This is a genomic window from Porphyromonas pogonae, from assembly GCF_036320655.1.
GTDB classification, from domain to species: domain Bacteria; phylum Bacteroidota; class Bacteroidia; order Bacteroidales; family Porphyromonadaceae; genus Porphyromonas; species Porphyromonas pogonae.
Window position 1 is genome coordinate 1,057,119 of record NZ_CP143258.1, and the last position, 23,825, is coordinate 1,080,943.

Sequence of the window (23,825 nt, forward strand, 5' to 3'; positions counted from 1 at the left end):
AATCGATATGAGTAAAAAGAATAACGCATTAAAAGGTGTTGCCGCCGTTTTAGCGACATCCATATTGATTGAATCATGCGATATGGGGTCTTATATGAATGGTTTGGACATTGAGGCTATGAATATTGCTATTAAGGCGAAGGATTACGAAAATAATTCCGTGTCTGTTCCAATTGACCTTAAAGCGTCCATTTTCTTAAACCTAATCACAACGCTATCTGAAGAGTTTATCAATAACCCCAAGTCTGCTGAAGAGTTTTTGAACAATAGGCAAGAATTTCTCAATGCAAGAGGGTTTGAAAATGTTGACGAAAATCTGATTCGAGATAATCAATTAATTGATATGATTGTGGCATTCTCTGATCCTATTGTAAACAAGGCTGTAAAAGGACAAGACCTAAAATTATTCATCGAAAGACTAAAAGAACTAAATCTTTATATTGACAAAAACGATGATAGTCAATGGTTGATGCTTTTGAAGGAAGAGATCATGAATAACCCATCTTTGCTAAAGGCAATCTCTACAATGACAGGTAGCAATGTCGATTTTACGTTGCCATCTCCAACTCCTCATCTTGGAGCTGTTGGGTTTACGATTTTTGTGATTACTGCGGCTGTTGTTTTCCTTGGTGCCGTAGTTGTCAACTACGCACTTGGAGCTACTCTTGCTGCGGGGGCTGCAGTTGCGATTACTAAACATGCTCTTGTGACATCTGGCAATAAAGAAGATAAAATCGACAAAAAGGGCGTGGGCGTGAGAAATACTGCTCTAAGGGTCTGGATGTTGAAAAATGGAGATCCAACGCTGTCGTCTATTCTTTTAAATGAACAATTAAATGACAAAGTTGAATCATTCATCAATGAAGTAGAAAGAGCTTATCCAGGGAGTATCACAAATGCGAATAGAGAAGTTGTAAAAAATATAGTGGTATCCAATATCTATCTGCCATGAGAGTAACTGTATTTAACGCTTTGGCGACAATTACCGTGATTGTAACGCTGTTTTTTTTTATTGCATTCTACGAGAAAATTCCTTCTCTGATCCCTACACATTATGGTTTTAATGGAGAAGTTGATTCTTGGGGAAGTAAGAACACATTGTGGTACTTTGTTATTGGTAACATAGTCATTAATATTTTTCTTGGTGTTTTGACTAAATACCCACAAGTATACAACTACCCTTTCAAAGTAACGGATAAGAATAGAGAAAAGGTTTATGCTTCAGGATCTCTATTTGTTGCCGTATTACGTCTCGTTGTCAGTTTAGTTGTGGCATGTGTTATTCTCTTTATGTCATTATCGGTAGAGAAGATTCCTATTCTTCTTTATGTGTTTATACTTTCACTCCCTATCATTAGCGTGCTTTATGGAGTAATCCAATTGATGAAAAACAAGTGAAAATACACTAACTCCTTTTGTGATAATTCTCTTGCAGTAATCTGTTGATGTCGGAGAGACGATAGAGGATTTTCCCTGCGATTTGGGTGTAGGGAATAATGCCCTTATCCCGATAGTCCTGCAAGGTGCGAGGGCTGATGAAGAGCCGTTCACAGACCTCTCGCCCTGTGAGGTAGATTTCTCCCTCGAATAGCGGACGATGTGTTTGGGCAATCTCCCGAAGACGTTTGCTCACTTCTTTGATGCCTGAGATGAGTTGTTTCATCTCGGGCGTTTCTTTGTTAATGGTTTCATACTCCATAGTTGCGGTTATTGACGGTTAGACTTAGTAAGGAGTGCTTCCACATCCTCACGTTTGTAATAGCACTTATGCCCGATTTGGATAAAGGGCAGCACGGACGTGTCCCGATAGTGCTGGAGCGTTCGCTTGCTGATGTTTAGTATTCGGCACACGTCCCCGTTGTGCAACAGGTCGGGGACTTCGGACTTTGTGCCGAACTCTTCTCTCATACAAAGAGCCAGCTCTTCGATGCTCTTTTTCAATTCCTCCCAAGCGGAGGTGTCAATGGCGGTAAATCTCATATCAATATCGTTTTAATTGTCATTTTCACTTCGTTCGGTGCAAATGTACGCAGGCGAATCCCTTATTTCCAGACCTGATGAAATCAAGGGAAATAGAAGGAAGTCTGAGGCAAAAGTACAAGCACAAACCGCCTGTTTTACCCCCTTTTCTCTAAGTGCGTACTTGTGGCTCTGATATGGTTAGAAGTGGCTCTCTTACCGATGAAAACAAACGCCCCTCTCTTGCCTGAAGAAAAAGGATGCAGATTTTAGCAATCCGATGAAGTCGCTTATAGAGCCGTTCCCCTCTCTGTTCTCACCTTTCGTGCGTTTTTGTCCCGATTTCCATTGTTTATCCCCTCCATTCTCGGAGCATTTTTCTGTACCTCGAAGCAACAGACACACTAACCTTGGGACTCTGTATTCGCCTCTGTAACTTGGTTTCAGCATCCCATTTCGGATGAAAGTTCAAAACCAAGCAAACAGAAGAAGTACGAACAATGAAAAAAGAAGAGAAGGACAATCCCTCCAAGAACGCCCAAATAGAGGAGTTCCTTTTGGCACGGTATGAGTTTCGGTACAACACCGTGTTGCATCGAGCGGAATATCGTCCACGAGGAACGAGCGATTACACAGCCATAGACCGCTACCGCATCAATACCCTCAAGCGAGCGTTGGACAAGGAAGCCGATGTACAGACCTCGCCCGAGAACCTGTACAGCATCATCGAAAGCGATTTCTCCCCACGCATCAATCCCGTGCAAGCCTATTTCCACGCCTTACCGCTGGCGGATAGGAATACAGAAGCGATTACCGCCCTTGCCGACTGCGTGAGTGTAACCAATCCCGAGAAATGGAAAGAATACCTTATCAAGTGGTTGGTGGCAGTGGTCGCCAATGCGATGGACGACAGACAATGCCGTAACCATACCTGCCTTGTGCTGACAGGCGAGCAGGGCAAGTTCAAGACCACGTTCCTTGACTTGCTCTGTCCACCGCCCCTCTCCGATTACCGCTATACGGGGAAGATATATCCGCAGGAGAAGGACGTGCTGAGCCTTATCGGGCAAAACCTCATCATCAATATTGACGACCAACTCAAAGCCCTCAATAAACGAGACGAGAACGAGCTGAAGAATCTTATTACCTGTCCGCAGATAAAGTACCGTATTCCTTACGAAAAGCACATCGAGGAGCGACCCCACTTGGCAAGTTTCGTGGCTTCGGTCAATGGCAACGACTTCCTTACCGACCCGACAGGAAGCAGACGCTTCCTCCCCTTTGAAGTGCTGACGATAGAGATAGACCGAGCCAAGAGCATTCCGATGGATGCCGTTTACAGCGAAGCCAAGACCCTATTGAATGAAGGCTTTCGCTATTGGTTCAATGATGAAGAGATTATCGAGTTGCATAGAAATAGCGAAGCCTTCCAAGTCTATACGACAGAGATGGAGCTGTTGCTCCGCTATTTCACCTTTCCCACGGAGGTGGAAACGGCAACGAAACGCTTCTATATGACCAATTCGGAGATAGTGGGGTGTCTCTCTTGCTATACCCGACAATCGCTCTCCACCAAGCGGATGGGGGAAGCCTTGCGAAAGGCAGGTTATACGAGGGAGTGTCGCAGGATAAACGGCAATCCCGTGTATGTCTATGCCGTCCGTAAGGTTTATCCCGAGCAACCGCCATAGCACTCTGTATCCCCCTTGTAATAGTCTTTTCTCTTTTCTTTCCTATTCTCCTTACTACGTTACTACAACTAAGGATAACACAATGAAAGAGAAAGGATTGCAGTAGGTGTCCATCTTGCGACACAGCTTACTACCATCTTTCTACGCTTCTACGGCAGAATGAATGAGCGAAGGTGTAGACAGGAGATGTCGAAGGATAAAAGCGAACGAAGTGTTACACCTTTCTCTTTCACTGTCAATTACTTATCACAGTGTCGAAAGGTAGTAAGATAAAAAGGGGAAAATTCCAAAAAGAGAAAATAGAGCGAACAATGAAATAACGAACAATGAATACGAATAATCCAAACCCAACGATAACAACAATGAACAACGAATATTACGACCTCCTCTCTATCAAGGCAATACCGATAGCCGATTACCTGCACGCATGCGGTATCGAGCCTGCCAAGCGTTACAACGGCTATGCCCTTTATCACGCACCCTACCGAGAAGACCCCAACGCCAGCCTGAAAGTGGACTTTCGGCAAAACCTGTGGCACGACTATGGCACGAGCCAAGGCGGAAGCATCATCGACCTTGTTATGAAGATGCAAGGATGCAGTGCCTACAAAGCAATGGCGCATCTTGCCGAAAGAAAAGCGACACCCCTCGCCCCCTCTTCTTTTCATCGTGAAAGAACAACCATTACTACGACCAATTTCACAAGTACAAGGCGGATTCTCTCCATTAGCGAAGCGTTACCCCTACATCTGCAAAGCTATCTCCGAGAGATACGCAAGATAGACCTTGCCGTGGCAAGTCCCTATCTCCGTCATATCCGCTACGAGGTAGGAGGAAGAGAGTATTCTGCCATCGGCTTTGCCAACCGTGCTGGAGGGTATGAGCTTCGGGACGACAAGACATATATTAGTATTTGTCTGAAACATTTTTTCTGCCATGTCAATACCTTCTTTCCCCTCAGGACAGCGTAGTTGTGAGGCTATTCGTTTCAGTTCTTTTTCAGTATGTTCTATCTTTTTCATTATTTCATTTTTAGGGGTTCTAAATTATGTTGGAGAAACTTTGATCGGACTTTATTTCTTCAAGTTTCTCCTAATTTAGCATAATTATTGTCTCCAATTAATGCCTGATCCGAAAAGAAAATTCTATTTAACATCCCTTTCTTATTTTATGACTTAGTATGAATAATGGATGGTTTTTTATTAAGCAAGTCTGATAGATTACTGAATAAAGGTGGGTGTGGCTTTCTTGCATTTAACATTACTTTTTGCAGATTTTGTGATATAAAGATACAGAGACTGGCAGAGAAATCACAGAGTAAGATATATTACTTTATTATATATCAACATATTAAGTATTTTTTGATGGCTCATTGTTTATACAACAGCAATATTTGGAGTATTTGTATTTTTAAAGTCATTCTTCGTGGGTAAGTGTGTTTTGCCAAAGTGATAATCTGTATCTTTACGGACAAATGGATCAATTAATGTTATCACGATTTTCTCAAGAATTACAGCGATTGGATGAGATGGGGCAAAGGAGATCTTTGCACCACATTCTACATGACGGAGCTTATGTAATAAAGGATGGAGCCCGAATGCTCAATCTTTCGGGTAATGATTATTTGGGATTGGCTGCCGAAGAGAAGAAGCCTTATGAAGGAGAGCTTTACGGTAGTGCGTCGTCTCGCTTACTTACCGGAAACTACGAGATATATGATAGGCTTGAGAATGCTATGGCAAAAACTTTCGGTAGAGAAGCTGCTCTCGTATTCAACAGTGGCTATCATATGAATACGGGTATTTTACCGGCTTTGGCAGATGATCATACTTTGGTTATTGCCGACAAACTTGTACATGCCAGCATGATTGATGGCATCAGGCTCTCAAGATGTAAATTTGAACGATTCAGACATAATGATCTGAATCACCTAAAAAAGATATTGCAGAAGAGTGCAGGAGATTATGAATCTGTCATCGTCATGGCAGAAAGCATCTATAGCATGGATGGTGACATCGCAGACTTGCGTGGACTGGTGGCTTTGAAAAAGCAATTCCCACAGGTAATGCTGTACATAGACGAAGCTCACGGCATAGGTGTACGTGGACAGAATGGATTGGGACTCGCAGAGGAAACCGGAACGATACAAGATATAGATTTTTTGTTGGGGACTTTCGGTAAAGCTCTTGGCTCTATGGGTGGCTATATAATCTGTGATGCTGTGATCAAGGAGTATCTTGTCAATAAATGCAGATCACTTATCTTTTCTACAGCATTGCCTCCCCTTACCATGAGTTTCAATATGCATATATTCACCACGCTCCCGACGCTGGGAGAGAAGAGGCGTATGCTGGATGAATATGCAACCTTGTTGCGAAAAAGCATTGAAGACCTTGGTTATCCTATGCCATCCGAAAGTCACATCGTACCCCTCCTGATAGGTGACAATCACAAAACAATCCAAGTAGCTGAGCAATTGCAAAAATTGGGTTATTATGTACTTCCTATACGTCCTCCTACAGTCCCTGCAGGTACATCCCGACTTCGTTTTTCACTGACCTCAGCTACACCTGTAGCATCTCTAATCAAAGATCTTCAAGAAATATTAGTTCACTATGCAATATAAATTGTATCATCAGGAGGAAAATAAACAGCTCATTCTTTTTTTTAACGGTTGGGCCATGACTCCGGAAACGGTGGAAAGACTCATCATTCCTTCAGGTTATGACCTGCTTTCGGTATGGGATTATAGGGAGGATAACCTTGATTTTGATTTTACTCCGTACCATAGCATCATATTATGTGCGTGGTCAATGGGAGTATGGGCTGCGGATAAATTTTGTAATAGTTTATCTTTGCCTATAGAAAAAGCTGTGGCGGTATGTGGTACCGGATATCCCTGTGATGATGCTTATGGCATCCCCGAGCAAATATTTAGAGGAACTTACGATAGCCTCTCGCAAGAAAATCGTGCGAAATTTAATCGTCGTATGTGTGGTGGAAAGTCGTTGAGAACGCTTTTTGAAGCGTTGGAAAAAAGACCTACTCAAGAAATAAAGGATGAGCTTGGCAGGGTCATGAGCGATGAGATGGGAAAGTCTCATCCTGTACCCAAACTTCTTGCTCAAGGATTATGGACAAGGGCTTTTGTGGGACTTAAGGATCGTATAATACCCCCGCAGAATCAGATAAATTACTGGTCTGGAATGAATGTAGAGATCGTAGAGCTGGATGGTGAAGCCCACTATGCCTTCTCTTGTTTCGAAAGATGGGAAGAATTATGGAATTGAATAGAAAAAAGATAGATAAAGAAATTGTGGCACAGCGATTCAAAGCGGCCATAGATACCTATGATAATAATGCTGTAGCCCAAAAGCATATACAACATGAACTTTTGCGCATCATCACAGCATATTGCCCTGAGATTAAATTTAAGTCTGCTCTCGATATCGGTTGCGGGACTTGCGGGATGACCAAATTGCTGGATAATGAGTTTGGTATCAAGTATTGGACTCTCAATGATCTTAATGAGGAATGCTATGATCATGGGTCATTTCGTACGAATACCAGGAGTAAAGTAAGGTTTATAGCAGGCGACGCGGAGGAGATAAATTACGGAGGCACTTATGATCTTATTGTGTGCTCATCCACTATGCAGTGGTTTCATGATCTGAATGCTTTTTTTCTTAAAATCAAGAATCATCTCAAAAAAGACGGATACCTCTTGCTTAGCACCTTCGGCCCTGATAATCTTAAAGAAATTAAGACGCTGACAGGGCACGGTCTGCATTATCCTAAGGGTGATGATTTGAAAGCAATGCTCGAAAAACATTTTGAGCTTTGCTATTTTCAGGAAGAACACTATAACATGGAGTTTACTTCTCCACGCGAAGTGCTGGAACATCTCAAGCATACGGGAGTAAATGCCGTGTCCGCAACTAATAACTTTTGGACACCTTGCAAACTTCGATGTTTTGAAAAGGACTATAGAGATCTTTTTGGCAATGCTGAAGGTAAAGTATCTTTGACTTACAATCCGATCTATATCCTTGCAAGATTGTAATATAGCGTCATTATTGGTTAGTCAGGGGACTTCCATTTTTATTATATAATTGTAGGGCAAAATCATTTGTAGACTTTATCGACTCTTTGATATTTAGTTAGTGCAAATGAGTAAAAGTGATCTGAATGCCCTTGGCGTTTTCTTGATCTTCAACTTATGCTTACAGGGATATTATCGTGCTTGATGGTTTGCCCCATCAAAGGCTGATGTACTGATTACATGCAAAATATTCAGCCTTTTCATTTTAGGATACCTTCATTTATAAATAATTTTTATTTAGGACAGGCTAAATATTACAATAAACTAAAAAAATGATTAAATTTGAACCTTGTAGATTTAATACACTATTAATTTGCAAGGATTTAGAGGGCGTTTAATAAAATATTTTAGTTCTGTTTTTATTTTTTTAGGATGCTATTAAGAACTTAGCCTGATAAAGCCACTATTAAATTAGTTTAGGAATAAAATTCTCTATAGATTGCATTGTGCAGTCCTATGGATGGGATTATTCTTAATTTTATAAATTAAGTAAATGGATATGGAAAATAAAGCAAAGTTGTCTCCCGAAAAATTTAGCGGTAAGATAGACAGCAAAGAGGTGCGTCTTTATTCTCTTGTAAATAAGAATGGGGCCGAAGCTCATATCATTAATCAAGGTGCTAAGATTGTATCATTGATGATCCCATCAGACAAAGGGTTTGTAGATGTAGTGATAGGGCATGACTGTCTCGAAGATTATATCCACTCTGAGGAAGCATACTTCGGTGCGATTTGTGGCCGGTATGCCAATCGTATCGCTCGAGGTAAATTTTCAATCGATGATAAAGAATACACCCTTGCCGTGAACAACGGCCCCAATGCATTGCATGGAGGTATAAAGGGTTTTAATAGTGTGATTTGGGATGCTAAGCAACTTGCCGATAATAAGCTTGAGCTGAACTACACGTCAAAAGACGGAGAAGAAGGATACCCCGGCGAACTCAAAGTGAAAGTAACTTATACCCTTTCTGACCAAAACGAATTAGCTATCGATTACGAAGCTACGACTTCTCAACCTACAGTCCTTAATCTCACTAATCATTCTTACTTTAATTTGTCTGGCAATGGAGATAGCTCAGTGCACGATCACATCTTGGAAATCAATGCCAAGCAATATCTCCCAACAGATGAAACGGCTATTCCCTATGGAAAACCTGAGGATGTAGCCGGAACTCCCATGGATTTTACTACACCCAAAGAAATAGGGGAGCGTATAGATGAAAAGACAGATCAGCTCGTATGGGCAAGGGGGTATGATCATACTTATATATTGGACAAACCGCAACGTAAGCTGGGTTTCTGTGCCAGATGCTATTCTCCCAAGACCAATATAGTTATGGAAGTGTATACAGATCAGCCCGGAGTGCAACTCTATACAGGTAATTGGATGAGTGGTAATATGAGAGGAAAACATGATGCTCGCTATCCGGCTCGTGCAGCTTTTTGTTTAGAAACTCAGCACTACCCTGATAGCCCTAATAGACCTGATTATCCCACTACACGCCTCAACCCGGATGAGAAGTTTGAGAGTACTACAGTATTTGCTTTTTCAAAAAAATAGAAATCAAAATTAATTATTAATAATAAATAAGATTCATCTACAAAATGTCTCAATCAACAATTCCACAACAGAAACAAAATTACATGGGACCATTTATTACCATGGTAATTTTGATGGCTTTGATCGGGTTTATTACCAGCATCAACCAGCAATTCCAAGCGCCTATGCAGGCCGCCTTCCTTCAGGATGCGGGAGATATGACGAATACGTTGACCACGTTTATTAATTTCTCGTTCTTCTTGGCATATCTGATTATGGGGCCTACAAGTGCACGCACTTTGGAGAAAAAAGGCTACAAGCAAGCTCTCCTTGTAGGTATAGCTCTCTTGGTGCTTGCCTTGGCTTTCTTTGAGTTTAGTGCTATTCAATATGTGAAATGGCCTGTAACATTCAATTTTGGATCTATTGTATTGCCTCTTAGTTATTTCATATTCATTATTGGTTCTTTTATTGCAGGTACCGGTCTTACCTATTTGCAGGCATCGGTGAATCCCTACATTGTGGCTTGTGATGTGAAGGGCACCAGTGGCGTACAACGTCAGAGTATTGCCGGTGCAGGTAACTCGGTGATGACTACCTTAGGTCCGCTTTTCATTGCATTTGTAGTGTTTGGTGGTGCCAGTGGAGCTGATATTAAAGTACAATCTCTATTCATCCCTATGGTGGTATTGATTGCTTTTGTTGCGATTCTTTATTTTATTGTACGCCGTCTCAACTTGCCTAATCTTGCAGGAACTTCTGTAGCTAAGGACGAAAAACTTTCGCGCAGCGTATGGAGTTTTAGCCATCTTTCTTTGGGTGTAATAGCTATCTTTATGTATGTAGGTGTGGAAGTTGCTGTAGGTAGTAACATCAACCTATATGCCATCAAGGATCATGGATATACCACCGGTGCTGCTGCCCAGCTTGCATCTATGTATTGGTTCGGTATGCTTATTGGTCGTTTGTGTGGTAGCTTTATAAGCAAGATATCAGCCAATACCCAGTTGGTATTTACCACTATAGGAGCCGGAGTGTTGGTTACATTGTCCATGTTTACGGGTAATCCTCTTCTGCTTGTATTCGTAGGCCTTTTCCATTCTATTATGTGGCCTGCTATTTTTGCTCTTGCTATAGACAAACTTGGCAAATATACCGCAAAGGGCTCAGGTGCACTGATGATGGGTGTAGTAGGTGGTGCTGTATTACCCTTGATTCAAGGTATTTTTGCTGATAGCATCGGCAGTTGGCAGTGGACTTGGACTATCGTAGTCATCGGAGAAGTTTACCTTCTTTATTATGCTTTGGTAGGACATAAAGTAAAACAATTGCCTGAAGACTTTGATCCTAATATGAACAAAGTACAATAAACTTAACCTCGGATTTTGATCAATAGTTAAGCTCCTGCACTTACCTCTAGCTTTTGTGTAGAGGCCTTGCAGGAGCTTATTTCATTAATACATTTAATCTCATAAATATTTTCTAAACTATGGATATCCAGTCAATCAAAAACAAATTTCAAGAGCTTTACCAATCAGAAGGTACATTATACACTTCTCCCGGACGTGTCAATCTCATTGGAGAGCATACCGACTATAATGGCGGATTTGTATTTCCCGGAGCTATAGACAAAGCTATGGTCGCTGAAATCAAACTCAACCATACTGATAAAATACGTGCTTATGCTTTGGATTTGAATGAGTCTGCTGAGTTTGGCCTCAATGAGGAAGATGCTCCTTCTCAAAGTTGGGCTCGATATATATTTGGCGTGTGTCGTGAAATTCAGAAATTGGGTTACAAGATAGGAGGTTTTGACACGGTATTTGCAGGTGATGTACCTCTGGGGGCGGGGATGTCTTCTTCTGCTGCTCTCGAAAGCACTTTTGCTTTCGCTCTCAATGACCTGTTTAAACTGGATATTGATAAATTCCGATTGGCTCTGATAGGGCAAGCTACAGAACACAACTACTGCGGTGTCAAATGTGGTATTATGGATCAGTTTGCGTCGGTTTTCGGTAAGAAAGATAACCTGATGTGCCTTGACTGTAAATCCCTTGAATATCAGTATTACCCTTTTAATCCTAAAGGATACCGCTTGGTGCTTGTAGATAGTGTAGTGAAGCATGAGCTTGCAAGTAGTGCTTACAACAAACGTCGCGAAAGCTGCGAAAGAGTGGCTGCCGCTATCCGTGCTCGTCACCCTGAAGTAGAGTTTCTGCGTGATGCTTCCATGGAAATGCTCAAAGAAGTAAAGAAGGAAGTGACGGAAGAGGATTACATGCGTGCTGAGTACGTTATAGAAGAAGTACAGCGAGTAATGGATGTCTGTGATGCTTTGATAAAAGGAGACTATGAAACAGTAGGGCAAAAAATGTATGAAACCCACCATGGCATGAGCAAGCTTTATGAAGTAAGCTGTGAAGAACTGGATTTTCTCAATGATTTTGCTCGCAAAAGTGGCGTTACCGGCTCGAGAGTTATGGGCGGAGGCTTTGGGGGGTGCACCATTAATCTTGTCAGAGACGGGCTCTATAATGGTTTTGTGAGAGAAGTGACCAAAGAATATAAAGAAAAATACGGACGTGAACCAAAGATCTATGATGTCGTTATTTCCGACGGATCTCGTAAGTTAGAGGCATAGTCCGCTTTACTCCGAATTACTTATAATATAGACAGAGGGGGATTCACAATGAATGCCCCTCTATCTATATTATAACGTTTGGGTATTGATGTGTTTTTAATACGTGCTAATATAGACTGTTGACTTTTGCAACAGTCTCAAATTGCGAGTAAGGGCATGTCAATTTAGGCATGCCCTTTAGTCTTGTGACTAAAAATTCCTTTTGACTAAATAATTCATTATCTTTGCTACCCGATTCAAAGGTGATGCGTTGAATAACAGCGCATAAAAGGGAATTCGGTGCAATACCGAAGCAGTACCCGCTACTGTAATTCCTTCCGTAATATTTAAGTAGGCTTATTGATTTTTACGGATAGTCTTTGCAAACGCCACTATATCAGCATAGAAAGAAAATGGGAAGGCGCAAAGATAATGGGAAGAGCCAGGAAACCTGCCTCTGAAACTATAAATGAATTGATCCGGGAGTTGTGGTCATGAAATGTTTACCCTAATATGAGTATCACTATGTACCGTAGCCAATGCTATGGTGATAGCAAATGAGCCTTTGGGAAGTAAATATCTATTTGTGATTAGTGTCCGGGATAGTTGCATTGTAACATCTTTTTATAACAATAGATATTTATGACCAAAAAAATTACTCTTTGTCTGTTGAGTGCTTCTTTGCTTACTGCTGTCAGTGCTCATGCGCAGAAGAAAGACGACTATTACGAATTTGCCAAAGATTCTGTGAAGAATCTGAACAGTGTAGAAGTGATTGCTTTTCGTAAGGAAGCTCACCTCAACAAAATCCCCGTTTCTTTGAAGAAAACCCCTCTTACAGTGAATAATCTCAATACAGATGTACTATTGCAGCGGGGGATAACTAATCTGCAAACAGCTCTAAAGTTTGTACCCGGGGTAAATATGAGTACTTCATATGGAGCTTTTCAACGTTTATCTATTCGAGGATTCAATGATTCTCCTATTATGATAGATGGGGTGAGGGACGAGCGTACGACTATTAATTCTTATCCTTTTGGAGATCTATATAATGTAGAGAAGATAGAAGTGCTGAAGGGCCCGGCTTCTGTGCTTTACGGTCACTCAGCTGTAGGTGGAATTCTCAATATTGTGCGCAAAGAGCCTACGTATAAGCGCTCACTCAATGCTCATTTGAGATATGGAAGTTTTAATTATCGTGAGGCAGCTTTATCTTTGGGCGGAAATATCACCGGACCTCTCAATTTTTATGCCGGAGTGTTCTATTCTGGTGGTGATCACTGGAGAAATACCGGTGACAGACGCCTTTCTGCTTATACAGCATTAGGTTATACCCATGGTGCTCATAAATTTGTTTGGAGAGCAGAGGCTCGAAGTGATTCCTATGGTACGGAAATAGGACTGCCACCCACTATGCCTGATACGGTATACACAGCCGATGATAATAAATTTTATTTGCCCAAAGGAGCTGTAAGACCGGGTATACCTCGAGACAAGAGATTCAATAATGAGTCGGATTTTATGTACAATAAGGCTTGGAACACTTCTCTAAAGTATACTTATACGATAAATAATGATTGGAAACTATCCAACTATTCATCATTCAGTTATGATGATATAGATTATTTCGGTACGGAGGAGTTGGGTTACAGAACCAGTGACAAGCCTATCTATCCTTACTACATCAAGAATAAGAGTAGTAAAAAATATATCGATATAGATAGTGTGCAGCTCGTTTTCCCTCTTCGTTTCTCTCACATTGCTCGAACATTCCAAAATCAACTGGAAATCGCAGGGACATTCCAAATGGGTAGTGTGTCCAATCATATCCTTGCTGGCTATAGTACTTCATATATGAGAAGAACATCTTTTTCCGGATATGATTTGGGTAAAGATGTTCAAGGTCCCGGACTTAACTCTGTAGTTTCTGTATTTAATCCTGAGAGTAAAGGGCCTATGACAAGTCGCTTCAGCAAAGCTTCTCCTACTCGTATGTGGGTTCATGGTATTTATGCCTCCGATGTAATGGAGTTTACTCAACGGCTAAAGGGAATGCTCTCATTCAGGTATGACTGGTATGACTATAGAGCTCTCAATGATAAAATACCGGTTATAGACGGTAAGCGTAAGTTTGATGACCCGGCATCATCCGAGTATGGTAGTACTAAGTCCGGATCTTTGAGCTACCGTTTTGGTCTTGTATATATGCCTATGGAGAATCTTTCCGTTTATTCGTCGGTAGGAAGTTTTTATATCCCCGACAGACGTATCGCTGATCCTCGATACATATATATTAATGCAGACGGAAAAAGGATAGATGTGGAACATACCAAATCAATCTTCAAACCTACCAGCGGTTACCAACTGGAACTTGGCGCAAGATACGAAATCAACAATAAGCTTTCTGCGATGGTATCAGGTTTTTACATTCGAAAAAATAATGATGTAATGTCACTGGGGACTACCAAAATCATGGAAAATGGTAAGGAAGTGTCCAAAAGACTACTGGGGCAAGTCGCTTCTGTCAATAGCAAGGGTTTTGAAGTAGAAGTAAAGTATACCCCGCTGCCCAATCTGGGTCTTTCTGCCGGCTATGCGCTTAACGATGTTAGGGTGGGCGAGATGAAGGACAATGAATATCTGAAATACAACCAAGCAAAGAACACTCCTCTGAACAATGTGCCCAAACACAATTTCTACACTTATGGCTCTTATGCTTTTGATAAGGGATGGATCAAAGGCTTGTCATTGAACTATGCGCTTACTTATACAGGTAAGATCTACAGATCATATGCTGACAACTTATATTTTGAGCCGTATACCTTACTCAATTTAGGTGCAGAATACCAACTGCCCTGTAACTTCACTTTGGGAGTGAATGTAAATAACGTCCTGAATAAAAAGACCTATGTAGGAGCATTGAATCAAAATCAATTGATGCCTAACGCTCCGACGAATTTCATTGTTTCTTTGAAATACTCTTTATAAAAAGTCTGGTTTTGCCGTAAGGCCGTAAGTTCTGATTGTAGATTCTTACAGCCTTACGGCAAATATTATTTCGCTATTAATTAAAAGATTCACCATGAGAAAATTTATCATTAATACCCATCGCATCTTAGGGGCTATTCTCAGTATTCTTTTTGTTGCTTGGTTCATCTCCGGGTTGGTACTCATTTATCATCATTTCCCTCGTTATTCGCATCAAGAGCAGATGCAACAATTGCAGTCAATTAATGGGACAAATTTGCCTCAGATTGATAGTTTGGGACAACTTATCAAGACGATGGGGGGAGATTCTCTGAAAACAGAACGTTTGCGCATTCAAGGATCAGAAATTGGGGGAGCTTCACCTCTTATAGTCATAAGTCCTGCCAAAGGGAATGATATTAAGATGGACTTGCGGGGAAGTAAACCTGAACCCATAGTGGTGAACTATTCGTATCTTGAGCAAGTTGCTGCCCGATGGAATAGTAAAGTGATTGCCGTGGATACGTTGAACAAGCTGGATCAATGGACGCCTTTTGGGAATCTCAAAGACGATCTCCCTTTTTATAGGATTAGGCTATCGGGGGATGAAGATCGTAGGGTGTATATATCATCTCATACCGGAAAAATCTTACAGGAATCTACCTACAAAGAGCGTGTATGGGCTTGGCTGGGAGCTATACCTCATTGGGTTTACTTTACTTTCTTGAGACAACACCGTGAGGCTTGGATTTGGACTATCATAATTCTTGGAGCTCTGGGTACACTCATGACTATTACAGGGTTTTATCTCGGTATTGAGATTTATTACAAGAATCGGAAGAGAGCCAAGGCATCGCGTTTGTATTCTCCATTCAGGAAAAAACGTTATCAGTGGCATCATTTCTTTGGTACGGTTGGTGGTATTCTTATTATTTTATGGGTTTTTACCGGGATGATGTCGGTTATACATTTCTCTGATAATAAGTCCAAAGAGTTCAAAACCGAAAAACTGTCGGGAAACACCTTGAGTCTCGACTCCTATCATACGGATCTCAATGCTTTACTCAAGATGATCCCTGATGTCAAAAGCATTAATTTTACAGGACTGGGTGATGTGCCGGTAATAGAAGTGATGACTCCGCAGCAGGATTATTACTTTGACGGTAATAGCTCGATTCCTAATCGCTTAAACCTAAGCTCTGAAATTATACTTCAAGAAGCCCAAAAGGTTTTTGGCTCTAAGTATAAATATGATTATAGGGTGATGGACAAGTATGATGCTTATTATATAAGCCATAGCGGTAAGCTTAGCCTGCCTGTTGTGAGAGTGTCGGTAAACACTCCTGATAAACATACATTATATGTGAATCCTGAGACAGCACAATGTCGCATCATTGACAATGCAGCTCGAGAGGATGCGTGGAGATTCAGGAAATTCCACAGCCTAAATTTTTCTTTCCTTGCGAACCATCCTGTGATATGGACCATAGTTATGTGGCTTTTTATGATCATCGGGCTTGTGGCTTCTGCTACGGGATTATGGTTGAGTATTGATTACATTAAGCGACTTGTGAGAAGAAGGTGCCATCGCAATTAGAAATATATTAGGGAAATAAAATACTCATAAGTCAGTAAGCTATAGAGGAAGCCGGGGATAAAAATCATCATCGGGTTCCTCTTCTCTTTTTTGTCTGCATATCTTCTATTATCTTTGCAACCCGGCAATAAGCGTGGGAAGAGATAAAAACGGTTTTGTATATACCCATTGTGCGGGTAAATTATTCTGATCAGGAAGATAGTCTTTATATTCCGGAATTATTCCGGTTACCTTTTACATAAATCTCAACCATGCTTTTGAAAAATATTTAGCCCCTCTTTACTTTCTTAGTTAAGTCTATGGAGTTCTTTTGTTTGAATAATGATAAAGCTTGGAGTGTAAGATAATAATTGTGTAGGTGCAAAATATCTTGACTATTCGTCTCTCTCGACTAAAGTGAGTGTAGAGGTGGTGTTATGGGGCATGTGGCTTGCCCATGCTGTAGTACCAGGATAGAAAATACTATTTTACTGTTAAATCAAACAGCACCCGATATCATTATCCCAAAATGATATACAAAACCAAAGCCATAAATGGTAAAAGGGATGCCATATAATGAAGATTAAGAGTTGTCTCATTAAAAATCTTCATAAAAAGCAATTTGAATAATAAAATTTCTCAGAGCAATACACATTTTGCTTTAAAATGTGTATTTTTGAATCCAAAATATTGCATACTTGTAGACTTGGATGATTGCGCCTGTTTCTCAAGCATTTGCTTTGATAGGTAATAAGGTCTTCCCTTCACAATTCGAGATAATGATATCATACCCGATTTGCCGAAAAAGTTTACAAAATGTTTAACAAACGATAAAATGAAGTTATTGCAAAGCAAGTTGTCACGTTACAATGCCCCACAAGTAGCTCAAGCTGCAGGCATTTATCCTTACTTTCGTAAGATTGAAAGTGACCAAAGCACAGAAGTCGTCATCGATGGCCGTAAGGTTTTGATGTTCGGCTCCAATGCATATTTAGGCCTTGTGAATCATCCTAAAGTGATAGAGGCAGCTGTAAAAGCTACAGAAAAATATGGCACGGGATGTGCCGGAAGCCGTTTTCTCAATGGTACTTTGGATACACATTTGGCCCTTGAGAAAAGACTCGCTGAATTTGTGGGGAAGGAAGACGCCATTATATTCTCTACAGGCTTTCAGGTAAACTTGGGGGTCGTGGCATGCATCACCGGGCGTGAAGATTATATTCTCTGGGACGAGTTGGATCATGCTTCTATTATTGAAGGTATGCGTCTTTCGTTTAGCAATAAGCTTAAATTTAAGCATAATGATATGTCTTCTCTTGAAAAGAGATTGCAGCAATGTGATCCTGATAAGGTGAAGCTTATTGTTGTGGATGGTGTTTTCAGTATGGAAGGCGATGTATGTAATCTGCCTGAGATAGTAGCTCTAGCCAAACGTTATAATGCTACAGTTATGGTCGATGAAGCCCATGGTTTAGGAGTAATGGGCGATCATGGTAGAGGCGTTTGTAATCATTTCGGACTTACGGATGATGTGGATCTTATCATGGGTACATTTAGCAAATCTTTAGCTTCTTTGGGAGGCTTTATCGCTGCGGACAAAACCATAATCAATTATTTGAGGCATCATGCCCGATCTTATATTTTCAGTGCCAGCTGTACTCCCGCATCTACGGCGGCGGCTGATGCTGCATTGGATATCATGCTCAGTGAACCTGAGCGTATTCAGAGCTTGTGGGATAAAACTAATTACTGTCTCAAACGATTCCGCGAACAAGGATTTGAGATCGGACATACTTCGACTCCTATTATTCCGTTATTCATACGTGATAATGACCTTACATTTAAGATTACTCGTGACGTATTTAATGAAGGCGTATTTGTAAATCCTGTGGTATCTCCGGCAGTAGCACCGGACGATACATTGATAAGATTTTCACTGATGGCGACACATACTTATGAACAACTGGACTATGCAATAGACAAATTATACAAGGTGTTCAAAGAAAATGGTGTTCTCTAATAACCTGCTCATATGAGTGTGGCCGGTATTTGAATATTATCACAAGCTGCCTTTTCATTGTAAAATATCAATGAGGCAGCTTATTTTTTATCCATGTAAGGCGTTATGCAGTTAAGTATTTGTTTTCTTTTACTAACTTTGTTGCTTAAATTAAGGTGTTTATGATGAAGTCAAATTATAAGTGGAATTGTTTTTTATTGGCTAATCTGGTAGGTTGTAGCTTCTTACTGTCGAGTTGTAGTAAAAACACGCCCAAGATTCAAGATGTAACCATTAAGAGTATTCAGGTGGAATCATTCAAGCTATCCAAAAAGAATGATTTGGAGCTTAATAAAGTGTTTTTTTCTATAGATCAGGATCAGAATAAGATTTACAATGCTATTCCTGTCGACTTTTATAAAAAAATCGATTCAGTGGCACTTCTTATCAACGTGGCTTCGGGAGATAAAGTAGAACTTGCTGTTGGAGACGGAGAGTTCAAGCCTTATGTCCCTACCGATTCTATTTTTATCGGTAATAAGAACTATAATATGAAAGTCAGGGTAATGACACCTGATCAGAAATATCAGAAACTTTATGATATCAAGATCAATCAGTATAGTGCAGACCCTATGACTTTTAATTGGAATAAGCTTAACGCTCAGAACTTACCCGAAACATCGGCAGATTATAGCGAAGCTTTCGTGAGAGACCATCAAGTGCTTATCTACACCTCAAAAGGTAATGCTACTGCATTGAAAGTTGCTTCATTTTCCAATGTGCTCAAGTGGGAGTCCAAAACAATATCCGGAATTGCAGGTGTGAAGCAGATTGCTAAGACAAAAGATAATAAATTTGTGGCTGTAGATAACCAAGGAGCTTTACACTCTTCTGATAATGGAGAGGCTTTTAAAATACTCTCAGATGTCAAAGCTGTAGCTCTTTTGGGAATCATGCCTGATAAAATCACCGGGAAGGAAAAGATATTGCTTCTCTTGCCTGCTACGGCAGTGGAACTTGCTAAGGAGCAAAATTCAGGTAAGAACTATACTTTTGGTTATTTTGAAGATGGTAAACTGACGAGAGGTGCTTTAGCCCCGATAAATTATCCGGTAACCAAATTTACCTCATTACCTACAAAGGCATTCAATAGCTATGGTGTGAGGACTCTGGGTGGAGTAGACCTTGGTGGTAAAAGTGTTGGTTCGATATGGTATACTACCAATGGCTTGGATTGGTTGGAATATACAGCATCCAAAGGAGATGCCATAGAGCCTTCAAAATATAAAATGTCTGTGACATCTTATGGTAAGGCTATTTATTTATACACAGGGTCTGACAAAGAGAATAAGCTCACAGTATATTATTCGCAAGATGAGGGTTTGTCATGGACAAAAGGAAAAAGCTCCGTGATGCTTCCAAAGCTTGATGAATATGGAACAAGGGTAGGTAATGTAGTGGCTTTTGCCGACGAACAAAGCAATATGTATTTAGTTGGGGGCGTTAGTTCTGCAGGGCAATATTTCAATGATATTTGGAAAGGTAACTTAAAAATATCAAATAACTAAATGTCTTTTAAAATCTACTTTTTATAGATGAGCCGGTACATGAGTTTTATGATTTTATAATTATAAAACTCTCTGCTATTTATAAGAGGTTCTGTACAGAAGCGGGTTTGTTGAAGTCTAATTGAGGTAAATCTTTATGGCGGACACCAACGCTTTGGGAACTATAGAAAACAGTATTGAGAAGTTTTTGACATGACAGATAATTTGCAAAACAATTCTCCGTTTGATGAGAATAAGGTGCCTAAGCATGTGGCTATTATAATGGATGGCAATGGACGCTGGGCCAAAATGAGGGGGAAACATAGAAGTGAAGGTCATATAGCGGGAGTCGATTCTCTTCGCAATACCATAAAAGCAGCCTCTGATTTGGGTATAAAATATCTGACAATATACGCATTCAGTACTGAAAACTGGAAAAGGCCTTCGGATGAAGTGATTGCCCTGATGGATCTTTTGGCGAAGTCCGTGGCATCAGAAACTCCGGATCTTATCAAGGATGGAATAAGATTGCTTACCATAGGTAATATTGAAAAGTTACCCCAGGATACGCAATTGATACTCCAAGAATCAAAAGATGCTACGGCTCACAATACCAAGTTGAATCTTGTAGTAGCTTTGAGTTATTCGTCGCGTCAAGAAATTATGGATGCAACATGCCGTTTGGCTGCAAAGATCAGTAAGTGTGAGATTAGTCCCGATGCTTTAGATGAAGATCTATTCTCATCTTTGTTGGATACGGCTGAGATCCCTGATCCTGATCTTCTTATACGTACCGGCGGAGAGGTGCGAATAAGTAATTTCTTATTATGGCAGGCTGCATATGCCGAACTTTATTTTACAGATACGTTCTGGCCCGATTTTGGTTATGATGAATTGAAAAAGGCGATCTGTGACTATCAGGCAAGGGAAAGGCGCTTCGGGAAAACGAGCGAGCAAATTGCCGAAGAATGTAAGTAACGAAATATATCGAAATCAATATATAATGTACAAACCGTTTTCATTAATCGTAGTTTCGCTTTGTGTTTCCTCTTTGGGTCTCAGCGCTCAGGCTCTGAGCAAGGACGCTGTGCTGAAGACTGATTCGATCAAGCAAGAGAAGGAAGGTGTGATCAATAACCCTACAATAGACTATGCAAGACCAACTACAAAGGTCATTGCTGACGTAAAAATTACGGGTGCTAAGAACTTTGATGAATCTTTGCTTTTGAATCTTTCAGGAATCAATGTCGGTGACAAAGTAGAAATACCCGGCCCTGTTTTTACCTCTGCTGTAAACAAGCTGTTGGCTCAAGGATATTTTTCGGATGTCAAGATCAGCGTAAGTAAGTATGTGGGTAACAAAGCTTGGATACAAATTCAGGTGGAGCAAAGACCTCGTATATACAGCGTAAAATACCATGGGATTTCTAAAAGTCAGCAAGAGGATTTAGATAAGAAGTTGGGTCTCTCCAAAGGTGTAGCTCTTACTCCCAATGTTTTGGATAGGACTAAAGTCCTTATCAAAAAGTACTATGATGAAAAGGGTTTTCGAAGCATGTCTCTTGAGCTGAAAGAGACCCCCAATGTATCGGAAGAAAACTTCGTCGATTTGGATATATATATTGACAAAAACAATAAAACTAAAATACGCGAAATCTTCTTTAAAGGCAATGATCATGTGTCTGACTTTGATCTCCGCATGGCGATGAAGAAGACCAACGAGATGTTTAGTTTGCGCAAGGGGCATATCTGGTCTTCAATCAGGAAGATATTTAGCAGTAAGAAACTTGTTGATGACGAATACAAGAATGACCTCGAAAATATTATCAAAAAATATCAGGCCAAAGGCTATAGAGATGCTGAAATCACTCATGACTCTATTGTGCCGGTTCCCGGAAATAATAAAGTTGTAGATATCTATATAGACGTCAAAGAAGGTAAGCGGTATTACATCAAGGATATTCAGTTTGTAGGAAATACAAAATACAATTCAGAACTCCTCAAGCAGTATGCCGGCATCAAGCCTGGTGATGTTTACAATCAGAAAAGATTGAACGATCGTCTTTTTGTGGATGAAGATGCTGTATCCAATATCTACTATAACAATGGATATATATTCTCACGTATTACACCCGTTGAGACCAAAGTAGAAGGAGACTCCGTTACTTTGGATGTACGTGTTACCGAGGGTAACCCCGCAACAATCAATAAGGTTATTATCAAGGGAAACAATCTTGTGTATGAAGATGTGGTACGTCGCGAGCTTTATACAAAGCCGGGTAAATTGTTTAGCCGTCAGGATTTGATGGATTCTTATCGTCTGATCAATCAGTTGGGGCACTTTGATGCAGAAAAATCTCAGCCTAGACCATTACCTGATCCATATGATGGTACTGTAGATATCGAGTATCCACTCGTGCCCAAAAGTAATGACCAGCTTGAGCTTTCTATCGGATGGAGCCAAACGGGTCTTGTAGGTAGAGTAGGTGTGAAGTTTACAAACTTTTCTATCAAAAACCTCTTTCACCCCAGCATGTACAAGGGTATAATACCACAGGGTGATGGCCAAACACTTTCACTGAGCGGACAGACCAACGGTAGCTACTATAAGCAACTTAGCTTTAGTTTCTCCGATCCCTGGTTTGGAGGCAAGCGCCCTAATTTATTTGAAGTTAGTGGTTTCTATTCCAAGGTTACTGCCATGGATGAGAAATACTATAATACGCGAATGAATGACTTGTACAATAGTATGGCCTATTCCGGATATTATACCAATCCTTACTATGGAGGTATGGGTGGTTACGGTGGTATGGGCGGCTATGGTGGTTATGGAGGTGGCTATAATCCTTATTATGCCGGAGGTCAGCTGATGGAAAACTCTTATGACCCTGATAAATCCCTTGAGATGTTTGGTTTGTCTATTGGCTATGGTAAGAGATTGAATTGGCCTGACAATTGGTTCCAGGTGTATGCATCCCTCAACTATACCCGCTATAAACTTAAAAACTGGATCTATCCTACCTTTGGTACTTTCCATCAAGGTAGTGCCAACGACCTTAACTTGGAGTTGCGTTTGATGAGAAACTCCACTGACAATCCTGTATATACCCGTAGAGGATCAGAGTTTATGGTGTCATTGTCTGCTACTCTTCCTTATTCCATGTGGGATAAAAAAGACTATGCCGATCCCAACCTGCCACTTGCCGATCGCTACAGATTTATTGAGTATCACAAGTGGAAGTATCTGGCTAAGGTATTTACACCTCTCATGAATCCTATGACAGTAAAACGCACTCCTGTTTTGATGAGTAAGATCGAAGGTGGTATCATAGGGACTTACGATAATAATAAGCGCTCTCCTTTTGGCACATATTATATGGGGGGAGATATGATGTCGAGTATGATGGGTAGCTATATGAACGAAAACATAGGTCTTAGGGGTTATAAAAACGGATCTATTGCCGGTGCCAACTATGATTATGCTTACTCATACATGAAAATGAGCATGGAACTTCGTTATCCATTGGTGTTTGAGCAGTCTACTACTATATGGGCTTTGGCTTTTGTTGAAGCAGGTAATGCCTGGAAAAAGCTGGACAATTATAACCCGTTTGATCTGAAAAGATCTGCCGGTTTAGGCGTACGCATCATGTTGCCTATGGTGGGACTCATAGGTATTGACTGGGCATATGGTTTCGATAAACCTCGCGGATATTCGGAAAAAGGTGGTAGCAATATCCACTTTGTACTCGGACGTGATTTATAATAAATCACTACAAACTTCGTTACTCATATAAATAGAATACACTTTAAAAGCATTTGAT

At 40.6% G+C, this 23,825-nt stretch carries 17 protein-coding genes, 1 pseudogene and 1 riboswitch; of the genes and pseudogenes, 16 read left to right on the top strand and 2 right to left on the bottom strand.

Annotated features, from left to right (window positions below; translation table 11 throughout):
- The first annotated feature begins 7 nt into the window (after positions 1–7).
- Together VYJ22_RS04015 and VYJ22_RS04020 are read left to right on the top strand one after the other, a co-directional pair.
- Positions 8–952 (top strand): hypothetical protein, encoded by a 945-nt coding sequence (locus VYJ22_RS04015; RefSeq protein WP_329905191.1) that lies wholly within the window; start codon positions 8–10, stop codon positions 950–952.
- A complete protein-coding gene (locus VYJ22_RS04020; protein WP_329905193.1) occupies positions 949–1,398 on the top strand; it encodes a DUF1648 domain-containing protein in 450 nt (149 codons plus the stop codon). Before VYJ22_RS04015 ends, VYJ22_RS04020 begins: the two co-directional genes overlap by 4 nt.
- 7 nt (positions 1,399–1,405) lie before the next feature.
- Here the strand turns inward: VYJ22_RS04020 and VYJ22_RS04025 are convergent, their stop codons facing one another.
- Positions 1,406–1,699, bottom strand: a complete 294-nt coding sequence (locus VYJ22_RS04025) for a helix-turn-helix domain-containing protein (protein WP_329905194.1) — start codon at positions 1,697–1,699, stop codon at positions 1,406–1,408.
- A gap of 8 nt (positions 1,700–1,707) precedes the next feature.
- Positions 1,708–1,980 carry a helix-turn-helix domain-containing protein gene (locus VYJ22_RS04030; protein WP_329905196.1) on the bottom strand — a complete coding sequence of 91 codons (273 nt, stop codon included), beginning with the start codon at positions 1,978–1,980 and terminating at the stop codon, positions 1,708–1,710.
- Between the two features lie 479 nt (positions 1,981–2,459).
- Between VYJ22_RS04030 and VYJ22_RS04035 the strand changes: the two genes are divergently transcribed.
- The 14 genes and pseudogenes from VYJ22_RS04035 (at position 2,460) to VYJ22_RS04100 (ending at position 23,767) form a co-directional block, all read left to right on the top strand.
- Positions 2,460–3,650 carry a VapE domain-containing protein gene (locus VYJ22_RS04035; RefSeq protein ID WP_329905197.1) on the top strand — a complete coding sequence of 397 codons (1,191 nt, stop codon included), beginning with the start codon at positions 2,460–2,462 and terminating at the stop codon, positions 3,648–3,650.
- Between the two features lie 362 nt (positions 3,651–4,012).
- Positions 4,013–4,555, top strand: a pseudogene (locus tag VYJ22_RS04040) (toprim domain-containing protein); the annotation flags it as partial.
- 581 nt (positions 4,556–5,136) lie between these two features.
- Positions 5,137–6,276 carry an 8-amino-7-oxononanoate synthase gene (locus VYJ22_RS04045; RefSeq protein WP_329905568.1) on the top strand — a complete coding sequence of 380 codons (1,140 nt, stop codon included), beginning with the start codon at positions 5,137–5,139 and terminating at the stop codon, positions 6,274–6,276.
- Positions 6,266–6,940 (top strand): DUF452 family protein, encoded by a 675-nt coding sequence (locus tag VYJ22_RS04050; RefSeq protein WP_329905199.1) that lies wholly within the window; start codon positions 6,266–6,268, stop codon positions 6,938–6,940. Before VYJ22_RS04045 ends, VYJ22_RS04050 begins: the two co-directional genes overlap by 11 nt.
- Positions 6,931–7,713, top strand: coding sequence for a malonyl-ACP O-methyltransferase BioC (bioC, locus tag VYJ22_RS04055; protein ID WP_329905200.1), 783 nt, complete (start codon positions 6,931–6,933; stop codon positions 7,711–7,713). Before VYJ22_RS04050 ends, bioC begins: the two co-directional genes overlap by 10 nt.
- Positions 7,714–8,251: 538 nt before the next feature.
- On the top strand, positions 8,252–9,313 hold the full coding sequence (locus VYJ22_RS04060) for an aldose epimerase family protein (protein ID WP_329905201.1): 1,062 nt from the start codon (positions 8,252–8,254) through the stop codon (positions 9,311–9,313).
- 83 nt (positions 9,314–9,396) lie between these two features.
- The gene (locus VYJ22_RS04065; protein WP_329905202.1) at positions 9,397–10,662 is read left to right on the top strand and encodes an MFS transporter; all 1,266 of its coding nucleotides are present in this window, start codon (positions 9,397–9,399) and stop codon (positions 10,660–10,662) included.
- 119 nt (positions 10,663–10,781) lie between these two features.
- Positions 10,782–11,933: a galactokinase gene (gene galK / locus VYJ22_RS04070; RefSeq protein ID WP_329905203.1), complete on the top strand. Its 1,152-nt coding sequence runs from the start codon at positions 10,782–10,784 to the stop codon at positions 11,931–11,933.
- 223 nt (positions 11,934–12,156) lie between these two features.
- Positions 12,157–12,385, top strand: a riboswitch (cobalamin riboswitch).
- A gap of 169 nt (positions 12,386–12,554) precedes the next feature.
- Positions 12,555–14,900: a TonB-dependent receptor gene (locus tag VYJ22_RS04075; RefSeq protein WP_329905204.1), complete on the top strand. Its 2,346-nt coding sequence runs from the start codon at positions 12,555–12,557 to the stop codon at positions 14,898–14,900.
- 94 nt (positions 14,901–14,994) lie between these two features.
- Positions 14,995–16,476 carry a PepSY-associated TM helix domain-containing protein gene (locus VYJ22_RS04080; RefSeq protein ID WP_329905205.1) on the top strand — a complete coding sequence of 494 codons (1,482 nt, stop codon included), beginning with the start codon at positions 14,995–14,997 and terminating at the stop codon, positions 16,474–16,476.
- An 814-nt stretch (positions 16,477–17,290) separates the two neighbouring features.
- On the top strand, positions 17,291–18,475 hold the full coding sequence (gene spt, locus VYJ22_RS04085) for a serine palmitoyltransferase (protein ID WP_329905207.1): 1,185 nt from the start codon (positions 17,291–17,293) through the stop codon (positions 18,473–18,475).
- Positions 18,476–18,636: 161 nt separating this feature from the next.
- Positions 18,637–20,022: a DUF6242 domain-containing protein gene (locus VYJ22_RS04090; protein ID WP_329905208.1), complete on the top strand. Its 1,386-nt coding sequence runs from the start codon at positions 18,637–18,639 to the stop codon at positions 20,020–20,022.
- Positions 20,023–20,214: 192 nt separating this feature from the next.
- On the top strand, positions 20,215–20,979 hold the full coding sequence (locus VYJ22_RS04095) for an isoprenyl transferase (protein WP_329905209.1): 765 nt from the start codon (positions 20,215–20,217) through the stop codon (positions 20,977–20,979).
- A 25-nt stretch (positions 20,980–21,004) separates the two neighbouring features.
- On the top strand, positions 21,005–23,767 hold the full coding sequence (locus tag VYJ22_RS04100) for a BamA/OMP85 family outer membrane protein (RefSeq protein WP_329905210.1): 2,763 nt from the start codon (positions 21,005–21,007) through the stop codon (positions 23,765–23,767).
- Positions 23,768–23,825 lie beyond the last annotated feature (58 nt).

Coding starts and splice junctions, on each gene's coding strand:
- VYJ22_RS04090 (WP_329905208.1), top strand. CDS start 18,637: ATGATGAAGTCAAATTATAAGTGGAATTGTTTTTTATTGGCTAATCTG.
- VYJ22_RS04015 (WP_329905191.1), top strand. CDS start 8: ATGAGTAAAAAGAATAACGCATTAAAAGGTGTTGCCGCCGTTTTAGCG.
- VYJ22_RS04020 (WP_329905193.1), top strand. CDS start 949: ATGAGAGTAACTGTATTTAACGCTTTGGCGACAATTACCGTGATTGTA.
- VYJ22_RS04045 (WP_329905568.1), top strand. CDS start 5,137: ATGTTATCACGATTTTCTCAAGAATTACAGCGATTGGATGAGATGGGG.
- VYJ22_RS04030 (WP_329905196.1), bottom strand. CDS start 1,980: ATGAGATTTACCGCCATTGACACCTCCGCTTGGGAGGAATTGAAAAAG.
- VYJ22_RS04100 (WP_329905210.1), top strand. CDS start 21,005: ATGTACAAACCGTTTTCATTAATCGTAGTTTCGCTTTGTGTTTCCTCT.
- spt (WP_329905207.1), top strand. CDS start 17,291: ATGAAGTTATTGCAAAGCAAGTTGTCACGTTACAATGCCCCACAAGTA.
- VYJ22_RS04065 (WP_329905202.1), top strand. CDS start 9,397: ATGGGACCATTTATTACCATGGTAATTTTGATGGCTTTGATCGGGTTT.
- VYJ22_RS04075 (WP_329905204.1), top strand. CDS start 12,555: ATGACCAAAAAAATTACTCTTTGTCTGTTGAGTGCTTCTTTGCTTACT.
- VYJ22_RS04060 (WP_329905201.1), top strand. CDS start 8,252: ATGGAAAATAAAGCAAAGTTGTCTCCCGAAAAATTTAGCGGTAAGATA.
- VYJ22_RS04095 (WP_329905209.1), top strand. CDS start 20,215: ATGACAGATAATTTGCAAAACAATTCTCCGTTTGATGAGAATAAGGTG.
- VYJ22_RS04050 (WP_329905199.1), top strand. CDS start 6,266: ATGCAATATAAATTGTATCATCAGGAGGAAAATAAACAGCTCATTCTT.
- galK (WP_329905203.1), top strand. CDS start 10,782: ATGGATATCCAGTCAATCAAAAACAAATTTCAAGAGCTTTACCAATCA.
- bioC (WP_329905200.1), top strand. CDS start 6,931: ATGGAATTGAATAGAAAAAAGATAGATAAAGAAATTGTGGCACAGCGA.
- VYJ22_RS04080 (WP_329905205.1), top strand. CDS start 14,995: ATGAGAAAATTTATCATTAATACCCATCGCATCTTAGGGGCTATTCTC.
- VYJ22_RS04025 (WP_329905194.1), bottom strand. CDS start 1,699: ATGGAGTATGAAACCATTAACAAAGAAACGCCCGAGATGAAACAACTC.
- VYJ22_RS04035 (WP_329905197.1), top strand. CDS start 2,460: ATGAAAAAAGAAGAGAAGGACAATCCCTCCAAGAACGCCCAAATAGAG.